This is a genomic window from Ensifer sp. MJa1 (assembly GCF_037026475.1).
Lineage (GTDB): Bacteria > Pseudomonadota > Alphaproteobacteria > Rhizobiales > Rhizobiaceae > Ensifer.
On the sequence record NZ_JAKUMO010000028.1, the window covers coordinates 26,454 to 38,879 of the forward strand.

The 12,426-nt window shown below is 62.5% G+C and carries 11 protein-coding genes; 1 reads left to right on the forward strand and 10 read right to left on the reverse strand.

The annotated features are described in order from the left end of the window. Window positions 1-3: 3 nt before the first annotated feature. Both MKZ91_RS27350 and MKZ91_RS27355 read right to left on the reverse strand, forming a co-directional pair. Window positions 4-1,083, reverse strand: a complete 1,080-nt coding sequence (locus MKZ91_RS27350; protein WP_336174189.1) for an ABC transporter ATP-binding protein — start codon at window positions 1,081-1,083, stop codon at window positions 4-6. Window positions 1,084-1,095: 12 nt separating this feature from the next. Next, window positions 1,096-2,109 (reverse strand): dimethylarginine dimethylaminohydrolase family protein, encoded by a 1,014-nt coding sequence (locus MKZ91_RS27355; RefSeq protein ID WP_336174190.1) that lies wholly within the window; start codon window positions 2,107-2,109, stop codon window positions 1,096-1,098. A 168-nt stretch (window positions 2,110-2,277) separates the two neighbouring features. On the opposite strand from MKZ91_RS27355, the gene MKZ91_RS27360 reads away from it, so the two are divergent. Further along, window positions 2,278-3,171, forward strand: a complete 894-nt coding sequence (locus MKZ91_RS27360; protein ID WP_336174191.1) for a LysR substrate-binding domain-containing protein — start codon at window positions 2,278-2,280, stop codon at window positions 3,169-3,171. 322 nt (window positions 3,172-3,493) lie between these two features. Here the strand turns inward: MKZ91_RS27360 and MKZ91_RS27370 are convergent, their stop codons facing one another. From MKZ91_RS27370 to MKZ91_RS27405, 8 genes are all read right to left on the reverse strand, one after another. Next, window positions 3,494-4,540, reverse strand: a complete 1,047-nt coding sequence (locus MKZ91_RS27370) for an ABC transporter ATP-binding protein (protein WP_336174192.1) — start codon at window positions 4,538-4,540, stop codon at window positions 3,494-3,496. A gap of 13 nt (window positions 4,541-4,553) precedes the next feature. Beyond that, window positions 4,554-6,260 (reverse strand): GH32 C-terminal domain-containing protein, encoded by a 1,707-nt coding sequence (locus MKZ91_RS27375; protein ID WP_336174193.1) that lies wholly within the window; start codon window positions 6,258-6,260, stop codon window positions 4,554-4,556. Between the two features lie 2 nt (window positions 6,261-6,262). After that, entirely contained in the window at window positions 6,263-7,156 is an 894-nt protein-coding gene (locus MKZ91_RS27380; protein WP_336174194.1) for a carbohydrate ABC transporter permease, read from the reverse strand. Next, window positions 7,149-8,081, reverse strand: a complete 933-nt coding sequence (locus MKZ91_RS27385) for a carbohydrate ABC transporter permease (RefSeq protein ID WP_336174195.1) — start codon at window positions 8,079-8,081, stop codon at window positions 7,149-7,151. Before MKZ91_RS27385 ends, MKZ91_RS27380 begins: the two co-directional genes overlap by 8 nt. Before the next feature lie 70 nt (window positions 8,082-8,151). Next, window positions 8,152-9,444, reverse strand: coding sequence for an ABC transporter substrate-binding protein (locus MKZ91_RS27390; protein WP_336174222.1), 1,293 nt, complete (start codon window positions 9,442-9,444; stop codon window positions 8,152-8,154). Between the two features lie 52 nt (window positions 9,445-9,496). Then, entirely contained in the window at window positions 9,497-10,507 is a 1,011-nt protein-coding gene (locus tag MKZ91_RS27395) for a LacI family DNA-binding transcriptional regulator (protein ID WP_336174196.1), read from the reverse strand. A 71-nt stretch (window positions 10,508-10,578) separates the two neighbouring features. Continuing rightward, window positions 10,579-11,763 carry a GGDEF domain-containing protein gene (locus tag MKZ91_RS27400; RefSeq protein ID WP_336174197.1) on the reverse strand — a complete coding sequence of 395 codons (1,185 nt, stop codon included), beginning with the start codon at window positions 11,761-11,763 and terminating at the stop codon, window positions 10,579-10,581. A gap of 107 nt (window positions 11,764-11,870) precedes the next feature. Further along, window positions 11,871-12,320 carry a winged helix-turn-helix transcriptional regulator gene (locus MKZ91_RS27405; protein ID WP_336174198.1) on the reverse strand — a complete coding sequence of 150 codons (450 nt, stop codon included), beginning with the start codon at window positions 12,318-12,320 and terminating at the stop codon, window positions 11,871-11,873. Window positions 12,321-12,426 lie beyond the last annotated feature (106 nt).

Below are 12,426 nucleotides of genomic sequence, written 5' to 3' on the forward strand. Positions count from 1 at the left end.
CCGTCAGCCGGCGAGCACCCGCCCGTCCAGGTGGCCCCAGTGGACCCACAGCTGTTCGCCACGCGCCGGCGGAATGCCGAGCACGTCGCGTGCCGTTGTCAGCGTCAGGCTCGTGCCCTCAGGGGCGCTGCCTTTGACGACCGTCGTTCCGCCCTGGAAAATGACGCCGTCGACGGTCATTGGCAGAAGGTTGTAGTCGGTCTTCGGTCGCTCGCGGCAAAGGGTGAGCTTTTCCGGGCGGATGGCGAGAACGGCCGGCTTACCTTCCAGCTGTTCGGCGTCCGGAAGCATTGCCCTGACGCCGAACTCGCCGACATGCGCATGAAGCTCGCCGGCGACCGCCCGTTGCCGAGAAACCGGCAAAGTGTTCATCGTCCCCAAGAATTCTGCAACGAAGCGCGAATTGGGCTCGTCATAAAGCACGTTCGGCCGGTCGAGCTGGACGATGCGGCCGCGATCGAAGATCGCGATCCGGTCGGACATCGCCATGGCTTCCATCTGGTCGTGGGTGACGAACAGGAAGGTCGTTCCGGTCTTGCGATGGATATCCACCAGTTCGTCCTGCAATTGCTCGCGCAGGTTCTTGTCGAGCGCCGACAGCGGTTCGTCGAGAAGCAGAAGTTCCGGCTCGAACACCAGCGCACGCGCCAGCGCCACGCGCTGCTGCTGGCCGCCCGATAGCGCCGAGGGGCGCTTGTGCTCATGCCCCCTCAAGCCGACGAGCTCGACCATGCGGGCCACCCGCTCGTCCACCGTCGCCCGCGCCACTTTCCGCACGCGCAGCGAAAAGGCGATGTTTTCAGCGACGGTCAGATGTGGAAACAGCGCATAACCCTGGAACACCATGCCGAAATTGCGTTTGTCGGCAGGCGTGTCGCCGATGTCCTCGCCGTTCTTCAAGATAGCGCCTGACGACAGCGGCTCGAAGCCGGCAATCGCGTTCAGGAGCGTCGACTTGCCCGATCCGGACGGTCCGAGAAAGGTGAGGAACTCCCCCTTGTCGATATCGAGCGAGACGTTTCTCAGAGCCTCGAAGCTCCCGAAGGACTTGCAGGCTTTGCGAATGGAAATGTGGGCTGGCATGGCTGCCTCCGATCAATCGACGCTGTCGCGGATTAGCGGACTCGTCGAGCAATGGATACCGCCGCCGTTAAGTTGCACCTTGTCGTAGTCGATCTCGAGCGCGGTGACGTTGTTGCGGGAAAGCGCCTCGCGCGTGCGATCCGAAAGCCCGCGCGGCATGATCACCCGGCCGGGCGCGATCGCGAGGCCATTGACGATCCACGGATTGTCGTCCTCGTTCATCTCGATGGTGCGGATGCCCAGTTGGCGCAGCTTCTCCAAAAAAACGAACGACAGGCCACGCGGCCAGATCAGCGCGAGATCGACGTCGATCATCAGGAAATGCCCGTCGATATGGATGTCGTAGCCGCAGAGGTCGACGACCAGCAGCTCGACGCCCTGATAGCGCAGGACTTCGGCGATCTGGCTGATGCCGTCGTCGTTGATGCGGATGCCGCGGCCGATCACGGCGGTGCGGCTGTTGAGCCATGCGAAGCTGCCGCCTTCGGCCATCGCCGTCCCATGCAGGGTGCGAAGCACGGGCATGCCGTGTTTTGCCAGAGTGCGCGTCACCGGCAGCTCTTCACCGTGGCGCATGCGCGGCGCCAGCCGCGGGACGATCGCGCCGCCCTTGACGGCGATGCAGGAGTCACGGGTGTAGACGGACTTGAAGCGGCCGTGATCGACGCCCTCGACATAGATGACTTCGACGCCCTCGGCGCGCAGCAAGTCAGCGAGGCCGTCATGCTGCGCCTGCAGCTCTTCAAGCGTCGGAATGCTTTCGCTCTGCCAGTACCAGCCGGCCTCGAGATCGCCATAGGTGCCGATCTCCTCGATGCGCTTCGTGCGATCGATGACGGAGAATTCGTCGCCGGGGCGGTGCATCAGCACGCTACGAAGCGTGCCGACATCGTTGTCGCAGCCCCAGTTGCGCCCCCAAAGACGGCTGAGTCGCTCCGGCGCTTCGAAGGCCGGTTCGGCAACGGAGCCGAAATACTTGATCGTGGCGGAGTAGAGATCCTTTTTCTTGGGCGGTGCGGCGTTCACGTCAGGTCCCCTTATCTGCGCCGGCGGCTTCGCAGAAGCCCGGCCTATTTGCTTCGATAAAGGAGATGCTAACGTATCGTTTTCCTCCTACATATCGAATTGATTTCCGTTAATACTTGAGGTTTTCTCAAGGATGAAATTGCACCGGGAGAAAGATCCGTGACGAGGTTGCCGCCGCTCAACGCACTGCGCGCCTTCGAGGCCAGTGCCCGCAACAGGAGCCTGACCAAGGCCGCGCACGAACTGCACGTGACCCCGGGCGCGGTCAGCAAGCAGTTCCGGCAGTTGGAAGAGCACTTTGGCTTCGCGCTGGCGACCAAGTCGCGCGACAGCTTCATCCTGACCCCACAGGGACAGGAGCTCTTTTCCAAGCTCACGCAATCCTTCGAAACGCTCAACGACGCGGTGCTCGGGCTGCAGCGGAACCCGATCGCGGGGCGCCTCGCCGTGCGCTGCATGCCGGCCTTTGCCACCCGCTGGCTCGTGCCGCGGCTCGGCAAGTTCTACGAGCGCCACGAGCGTGTCGAACTGCAGATCCTCTCGATGCCGGAATGGGGTGAACCCTTTCCGGACGGTCTGGCGGATATCGCCATCATGTTCGGCGATCCAAGCGTTGCAAAAGGCGAGGCGACGCCCCTGAAACAGATGGAGTTCTTTCCGGTCTGCAGCCCGATCCTCCTCAACCGTGACGGCGACATCAAGCGCACCCGGGACCTGACGCGGCATGTGCTTATCGACGGCGTCGGTTCCACGCACTGGAACGACTGGTTCAGCCACCACGGCCAGGAGATCCCTGCGAGCGTACGCCGGCTAAGCTTCGAGGACTTCAACCAGAACCTGGCCGCAGCGCGCTGCGGGATCGGCATCGCCATGGGTGACAACATCACGGCAGGCGAAGAGCTCGCCCAAGGCGCGCTCGTGCGCCCGCTCAAGGGCTCCATCAAATCTGGGACAAAGGGTTACTACGTCATCACGCAGAAAAACCGCGACCACTCTCCGCTCGCCAAAGTGTTCATCGACTGGGTGGTGAGCGAGGCCCAGGCCACCGTCGAATTCGCCTGAGTGGTCTCGGCGCCCACGCGGCCTTCCTTCACCTCGTGGCTGCCGTTGCTTGACCGCCGGATAGCATTGGCAGCCTATGAAACATGGCGGGAAATGCTCCGTGCAGATCTTCCATGCAGAGTCAGATCACTGGCGTTACCAAGAGGGTCACCAGTTGCGACACCAGGAGGCCGTCGACGACCGCATTGCCGAACGGCTGGCGCAAGCTCCGCGCTCGCGCCGTTGCCGACCACGATCGGCAACGCACTGATGATCGCAAGAACGAATGTCATCATGATCGCAAGTCGGCAATGGGCCTATCCCTGCCGAAGGCGGCAATCGGTCAATTGAGGCGGACACCGTCGGCGGAAAAGAGGTGGATCTTGCCTGTTTTTGGCACGAGGTGAACGCGCTGGTCGGGATGCAGATCCACCCGGCGATGGAGCACGACAGCTGCCGTCTGCGTACCGACACGCACCGAAAGATGGGTTTCCGCACCCGTGGGCTCCAAGGTCAGGACGGTGGCCGGAATGCCTGTTTCGCCAAGATCCAGGTCTTCCGGGCGGATCCCGTAGGTGCGGACCTCCCTGTGGCCCCGCGACGCCGGTAGCGGCAAGGATACTCCACCCTCGATGGCAAATCCGCCGTCACCGATACCGCCCTCAAAGAGGTTCATCGCCGGCGAGCCGATGAAGGTGGCGACGAAGGTGTTATCAGGGCGATCGTAAAGGTCGAGCGGTTTGCCGACCTGCTCGATGCGACCGGCGCGCATGACCACGATCTTGTCGGCCATGGTCATCGCCTCGATCTGGTCGTGCGTGACATAGACGATCGTGGTGCCGAGCCGCTGATGCAGTTCCTTGATCTCGCTGCGCATCGTCACGCGTAGCTTGGCATCGAGGTTGGACAGCGGCTCGTCGAACAAAAACACCTTCGGATGGCGGACGATGGCGCGGCCCATGGCGACGCGCTGACGCTGACCGCCCGAGAGTTGCTTCGGCAGCCGGTCGAGCAGCGACTCAAGCGCAAGAACACCGGCGGCTTCCTTCACCAGCCTGTCGATCGTCGCCTTGTCGCGGCCCTGGAGTTTGAGGGCGAAACCCATGTTCTCGGCGACCGTCATGTGCGGATAGAGCGCGTAACTCTGGAACACCATGGCGATGTCACGCTCCTTCGGCGCGACATCGTTGACGACACGGCCGTCGATCCGGATCTCGCCGCCGCTGATGTCCTCGAGCCCCGCCAGCATGCGCAAAAGCGTGGACTTGCCGCAGCCGGACGGGCCAACGAGCGTGACGAACTCGCCGTCTTCGATGTCCACGGAAACGCCGTGGATGACGGCGGCAGCGCCGTACTGCTTCAAAACGCGATCGATCGTTACCGATGCCATTGTCTTTCCTCCCTCAGAGCTTCAGTTGCCAGATTTTCGCGCTCGCGGCGGCACCCGTCAGCGTGGCCGAGCGAGCGGCGGAAAATCCGGGAATGCGCTTGGTGCCCGTCCAGCGGCCGTTGTCGGCGAAAACCTCGATGGAACCGGCGTCGAGAAAGATGCGCAGTTCGGCCGGTTTGGCACCGGACGCCAGATATCGCGGCGGCGCCTTGCCGGTATCGGCATCAAAGACGATCGCAAGGCCATCGCCGTCGAGCCTGACGCCGAGCTTGGCGTCCGGATGGTCGAAAGCGAGATCGAACGCCGCACCGGGCGCGGACAGCGACAACACGATCTCGACCGCGCCGTTGCCAAGCGAGACCGTCTCGCCGGCGACAAGTGCCGTTTCGTCCAGCAGCGTGTCACGCAAGCTTTCGGCTGCAGCGACCGGCGGCGTCAGCACGGCGTCCCCTTCGAGAAGCACACGACGCGGCAGGGTCATGGCCGTCGGGAAGTCGTCCTTCTTGGAAAAATCCGTCCAGTTGGCAAGCCAGGCGATGCCGACCGGCTCGTCTCCGTCGACGAAGGCCTGAAAGGCATAGGCGTCCGAGCCGAAATCCAGCTCCTGCTCGAACTCCGCCTTGAACGTGCGGCCGTCAAAGCGGCCGACGGTGACAGAGGTGAGGTTGCGCCGGCCGGTGGCAGGATCCCGGCTCGTGAGCAAGCCAAAGATCAGCGCCCAGCGGGTCGCCGGATCATCCGCCTTGCCACCGAGCGGCACCATGCAGGGGCATTCCGCCGCGGTCATGCCGAAACGGTCCTCGCGATGGATGATGCCGAGGAAAGTCCAGTCAGCGGCGCCTTGGCGATCCGCCGTCTCGTAGAGCAGGACGACACCGCCCGACCTGTCGCGGCTGCCGAGCAGCATCTTCCAGCGGCCGTCCGGCCCCTTAAAGACATAGGGATCGCGGAAGTCGGTAGTGAGGTTCATGCCCTCCGGACGGAGCGGCAGAACCACCTCGGACGAACCGGCGACGATGCCGTCACGGCTGACGGCCGAGAGCTGGATCTGTTCTTCCGGGTCCCGGTCGCGAACGTGTTCGGTGTAGAACACCCGGATTTCATCTCCCTCCAGCCCGGAAACGGGGATGGCCGAGCCGGAGAAGGCGCCGCCGCGGCCATCGTCCTTTTCCGACAGGTGATCCGCCGGGAAAAGGAACAACGGCAGATGCGTCCAGCGGATCAAATCCTCCGAGACGGCATGGCCCCAATGCATGGTGTTCCAGCGCAGGCCGTGCGGATAGTGCTGGTAGAAGAGATGGCCGCGGCCCTTAAAACGGCCGAAGCCGTTCGGGTCGTTCATCCAGCCGAACGGCGGACGGAAATGGTAGCTTTCGGGGACCTCGGGCGGTGCGGTACGGGTATCGTGATGCAAGACGCAGATCCCCTCGTCCAGCACCCTTTGCGGATGGAAAGCGTAGACGACAGACAGCACAGTCGTGTCCGCGTCATAGGCGAGGACCGTGCGGCCGCCGGTCGCGAGCGTCACCGCCAAGAATTCGAACTCCTCGGCACGGCGCGTGGACGGATCGGCGATGTCCTTGCGGTTGACGGTGACGAACAGCTTCGCCTCGCCACCAGCTGCACGCGCCTTCAGCCAGAGATGCAGCACCGTGCCGGCGGGAAGCTCGGCCTCGATGATTTCAAGCACCGGGCTCGCGGGTTTTGTCTGGGAAGTCATAATCAACCTTTCACGGCAGAGCCGACGAACGAACTTACGAACCAACGCTGGAAAGCGAGGTAAAGGATGAGGACGGGGATCATCATCAAGACAGACGCGGCCATGGCACGGTCCCAATAGATGCTGTCCTGGCCGAAGAAGGTGGCAATTGCGACCGAGATCGGCCGGGCATAGTCGGTCTGGGTGACCAGCGTCGGCCAGAGGTACTGGTTCCAGCTCTCGATCCCCATGAGGATCGACACGGTCGCAAGCGCCGGCAGGCTGAGCGGCATGTAGATCGATCGGTAGATGCGGAAAGTCGACGCCCCGTCCATCTCGGCCGCTTCATAGAGTTCCTTCGGCAACTGCGCGAAGAACTGGTAGAAGAGGAAGACGTAGAGCGGGCTTGCCACCCACGGCAGGATCTGCACGGCGAACGTATCCGTCAGTCCGGCGCGCGACATCATGACGACAAGCGGCATGATGATGCTTTCCTGTGGGATGACGTAGAGCGCGACCACGAGAGCGAGCAGGATTGCCTTGCCGCGCAGCGACCCCCAGGCCAGCACGAAGCCGGCCATCGAGTTGATGATCAGCCCGGACACGACGGTGACGACGAGGATCACCAGCGAGTTGAACAGATAGCGGCCATAGGCGAGTTCACCGGAGAAATTGGCGATCTCCCGGTAGTTCGACAGCGTCGGCTCGCTCACCCAGAAGGCGCGAAAACTGCCCATGTCGGCAAGGATGCGAAAACGGTCATCCTTGAGGCTGGCGATCAGCAGCATGAAGAGCGGCGAAATCATCACCAGCGCAATGATGAAGATGCAGACGGTCTGGACAATAAGCAGGCCCATCTTGCTGTTGCCCCGGGGAATGGCCAGCGGGGCGGGCTGGCTGAGCACGAGATCAGACATCGAAGCGCCTCAGGAGTTTGCGCTGAAGAAGCGCGATCAGAAGAACGATGACGAAGAGAATGACGGAGACGGCGGACGCGTATCCGAGCTTCTGTTCCTCGAAGCCGGCGCGCACCATGTAGTGCACCACGGTCTCCGTGCTTTCCTTCGGCCCGCCCTGGGTGAGAATTGCCACCTGCGTGTAGAGCTTGAAGGCCTGGATGGTGGTGATGACCAGCACGAAGACATGGGTGGGGCGCAGGCCCGGCATGGTGACGTGCCAGAAGCGCCGCAGCGCACTCGCGCCATCGATACGGGCGGCGTCGTAAAGCTCTTCCGGAATGCCCTGCAGGCCGGCAAGGTAGATGATCATCTGGAAGCCATAGGCTTGCCAGGCCGACAGCAGCACGATCGAGAACATCGCCCAATCGGGATCGCCGAGCCAGTCGATCGGCTGGATCAGGCCGCCGGAGAGGAAACCGACGATCTGGTTGAGCGGACCGCTCGGGTACTGGAACAGCGTGCCCCAGATGACGCAGACGACGACCATGGAAGTGATCGCCGGCAGGAAGAACATGCCGCGCAGAAGATTGCGCATCGGCAGCTTCTGGTGGAGCAGGAGCGCCGTCAGGAAGGCCAGACCGCACTGGACCGGGAGGACCCAGACGGTGAAGCGCGTGACGTTCCAGAGCGAAGTCCAGAACAGGGGATCGGTAAAGACGCGCTCAAAGTTCAGAAGGCCGACGAAACGCACCGGCGTCGGGCGCGGCACCAGCGGCTGGTTGGTCATCGCCGTCCAGAAGGACAGAAGGAACGGCGTGATCAGGAAAATGGCAAGCAGCAGCACGGCGGGTGCGATCATCGCGACCTCCTGCCAGAACCGCTGCCGGTCGCGTCGCCTGGCTGGGCGCGCAATGGCCGGCGCAGACATCTGTTGCAAGGTCATGGTCTCCTCCTCATCACTCATCCTCCCGAGATTCGCAGGGCCGACCGAAGCGACGGCCCTGCGAAACGCCTTATTGCTGCTCGTCAAAGGGCGGGTAGCCGGCGTTGTCCTCGATGTCCTGGTCGATTTTCTTCGCGGCAGCCGTCAGCGCTTCCTGCGCGTCGCCGCCGTTGAAGATCTTGTCGACCGCCTGCATGAAGGCTGAGGTGATCGTCGGATAGGCGGGGTGCGGCGGACGGGCGACGGCGGTCTTCGAGGCCTGTTCGAAGGCGACCGCGAGCGGTCCGCCTTCGGCATAAAGCGGGGATTCCGCGGCGAAGCTCTTCAGGCCAGGATAGGCCGACTGCGTCTTGGCATAGTCGCGGTATTCCTTGTCCTTCAACAGGAAGCTCAGGAACTTGCCGGCGGCCTCAGGGTTCTCGGACGTCGCCGAGATGCCCCAGATCCAGGTGCCGTTCGGGCTGACGCCCTTGTCGCCAATCTTCGGCAGCGGCATGACGACGATATTGTCCTTCATCGCCGCCGCGGCTTCGGCGTAGAACCAGTGCCCACCCATGGCGAGGGCTGCTGGCTGGCCTTCGGCGTAGAACTGGTTGGTTCCCGACGAGGTCGGAACGACCCAGCCGTTCTTGACCCAGGTCTGCATCATCGTGAGCGCCTTGACGCAGGCTTCGCTGTCGAGCGTGCCGCTCGCCGTCCACGTCTTTCGATCGATCAGGTCACAGCCGGCGCTCTCAAGCAGCGGACCATAGGCATAGGTGATCCACTCGGTCTTGATGCCGTAGCCGCGAAACGTATCGATCGGCCACTTCACGCCCTCAAGCTTGGAGAGCTTTTCGAGATATCCTTCGAATTCCTCGCGCGTCCAGGCGTCGTCGACGGATTTCGGAATGCGTGCGCCGATGGCCTCGAGATATTTCTTGTTGCCGTAGAGAACGACCGAGGAGTCGGTAAGCCCGATTGCGTAGAGCTCCTTGTCGATCGGATAGGTGCCCTGGGAAATGTTTGAGCCGGTCATGTCGTCGAGCACATCCTGATCGACGAGCGGCTTGATCGGCTGCAGGTAGCCGGACCAGACGTAGTTGGCGAGAAACGGCGCGTCGAGCTCCATGACATCTGGCAATTGCTTGGCCATCACGGCGGCGCTGAACTTCTCGTTATAGGCGTCGTGCGGAGCGTAGATCAGTTCGATGTCGATATCCGGATTGGCGTCTTCGAAGCGCTTGGCGACATCGCCATAGGCCTTCACCCAGCCGGGATCGCCCTGGTGCATGACATGAATGACCGACTTTGCCTCCACCAGACCCGCGGTTCCGATGAAGGTCGTCGTGGCCAAAAGTACGCCAAGTAAACGATTACCCAATTGCGTCGTCATTGTTATTCTCCTCCTGTTGAATGCGATCGTAACGCTGAATTTAGACGGATGCCCGTTCGACCAGATGGAAGGGCAATTGCCGCAGATGCGGCGGCTCCGGTTGCCCGGCAAGCAGGATCTCCATCGCAAGGCGCCCCATGGCGCGGTGCGGCAGGGCCATCGTCGTCAAGGGCGGATCGAGCCGCGAGGCAAGCTCGACCTGATTGTCGAAACTGGCCACCGCTATGTCGTCGGGGATGCGAAGGCCGGCGCGGGCAAGTGCCGCATAGACCTCCATCGCGACGCGGTCGTTGCCGCACAGGATGGCGTCCGGGCGCTGCCCGGTTGCAAGCAGTGCCTGCACATGAGAGGCGACGAGGCTTGGCGCGCGATCGCTGTAAACGCTGCGGCGCACCGCCGGAAACACACCGAGCGGATCGATGCCGGCCTCCTCAAGTGCTGCACGAAAACCCTTCTCGCGCAGGGAGCCTGCCAGAATGCCCGGCAGATTGATGAAGGCAATGCGACGCCGTCCGGCCGCAAGCAGGTAGCGCACGATCTCACGCGCGCCGCACTCTTCGTCCGGGACCAGTGATGTGACACGGCCGGAGGCCTCGCGGCAATTGATCATCACGCCGACGGAACCGGCGAGCGAAGGCGTCAGATCGACGTCCTTGTGGTACATGGCCGCATAGGCGACGGCACGAGGCCGGAATTGCTGAACCTCATCGATGACCGAACCGATCGACTGCCCGCTGCTGTGGTTGACAGCGAAGACGGCCATGCCGGCGCTACGCGCTGCCCCATCGAGCCCACGCACGATCTCGGTGGCAAACGGCGAGGTGATCAGGCCATCGGAAACGACGCCGACCAGCGGCAGCCACCCCTGGCGCACGCCGCGGGCGGCAAGATTGGTGACATAGCCGAGTTCCTCGGCGATCGCCTTGACCTTCTGGCGCGTATCGTCCGACATGCGGGCGGAGCCGCCATGCAACGCGCCGGAAACCGTCTTCACCGAGACGCCCGCACGCTCCGCAATGTCAGAAAGCGAGACTGCCATGCCGTTCACCATCCTCCCTGGGTGATCGATTACCCAATAACGGACGCATGGCTCTTTTGTCAAGTCCCGACCACGACGTCGCCTCAGGCGACCTGGACGCCCGGCCCCGGCACGCCCGCCAGCGCGACAGTGTTGCGGCCCATGCGCTTTGCTTCGTAGAGGGCATCATCTGCCTTCTGTAGCAGCTTCTCGAGCGTGGTCTCGCTGGCGCGTGCCGAGGCAACGCCAAGGCTCGCAGTCACACACGCATCGCCAAGCCCGCGATGGGCGATGCCGAGCGCCTCGATGGCGGTTCTGATGCGTTCGGCCATCGCCAGCGCCTGCAGGGGCTCCCGCCCGGCCACCAGCACGAGCATCTCTTCACCGCCGAAGCGAAAGACCGACGAAGCGTCATCCACCGCGGTGCCGATACAATCGGAAACGGCGCGGATGCAGGCGTCGCCTTCGATATGGCCGTGAAAATCATTGAAGCGCTTGAAGTGATCGATATCGAGCAGGATCGCGGAAATCGGTGTGGCACCGGACGCGTCACTCCACAGCACGTCCCCGATCCTTGCCAGGGACCGGCGGTTCAGCAGTCCCGTCAGTTCATCCCGCTCGGCATTGTGTTCGAGCTGCCGGCAAAGCAAGCTGCCCCTGAGCTGGTTGAGAAAGTTCTGCCGATCCTTCTGCTCCAGGAAATAAGCGCTCACCGCCAGGAAAATCGACAGCGTCAGATAGAAGGTGATGATGCCGGAATAGGTGACGTCATCGAAGGCGCCGGTCAGATAGGTGGTGGTGAAATGCGAGCCGCACATCAGCACGAGCCCCGTCAGCACGGCGAAAAAGCGCGGCCTGAGGGCGATGACGAAGAACAGGAAAGCGGCGGAATTGCCGTTCTGGTAGACGAAGAGGTAGGCGCTGGTGCTGTTCGTGGCGACAGCCATCGGCAAGGTGACGCCGAGCACCGCGATGGCGACGGCGAGGACATCGTAGAGAAGCGCGTTTTTCCAGCGGCGCACGGCAAGGATACAGCCGATGACGAAGGGCGTGAACACCAGGAAGCGAACGACGAGCAGCGCACCGAACACATCCGGCAGCATGGTGCGATCGCCGAAATAGACGAGATCGTAGATGAAGACGCCGATCACGCCCCAGATCACGGCGAGCCGAACTCTCTCGGCCGCGTAGTCCCGGCGAAACAGTGCCTCGATTTCCGGCGAGAAGCGCAAATAGCGGAAGCCGCACGCGATTTGCTTGTCGACCTGATCCAGCGTCACGACGCTCATGACCCATTTCCCCGGCTGCGGAAAGACCTCGGTACTCTACGACAGAAAACTGAATATTCGTCTAAAGTTAGAGCGATTCGCGACGCGGTTGCCAAGCCTTATCGGCATCAGCCTTCGGGGACCTTGATCAGCACCGTCCCGGCCGCATCGATCGGCCGACCGTCTTCAGTGCGGATATCGAGCTTCACCGGCAGCCCCGTTTCCTTTTCGACCAGCAGGGAGTGTTCCTCACCCGGCTGAAAGAGATGCCGCTCGCCGAACTGGCGCAACGCGACCATCACGGGAAACAGATCCCGGCCCATCGGCGTCAGCTGATACTCGACCCGCGCCTTTGCTTCGCCGACGGGGATCGTTTCGAGAATGCCGCGGTCGACGAGCGTGCGCAGGCGGTCCGTCAGGATGTTCTTGGCAATGCCGAGGCTCTTCTGGAAATCACTGAAACGCCTGAGACCATCGAAGGCATCCCTGACGATCAGCAGCGACCACCAGTCCCCGATGGCATCCAGGGATCGCGCACTCGGGCAATAGTCCGCCTTGAGGCTCTTGCGCGCCACCATCGCGTTTCTCCCATCCTCGCTCGCCATCAGATTTTGGTTGCATTATGAAACCAAAATAGTATCGATTGTTTGGTTTCATTATTAAACCGAACAATGGGAGAAGTCC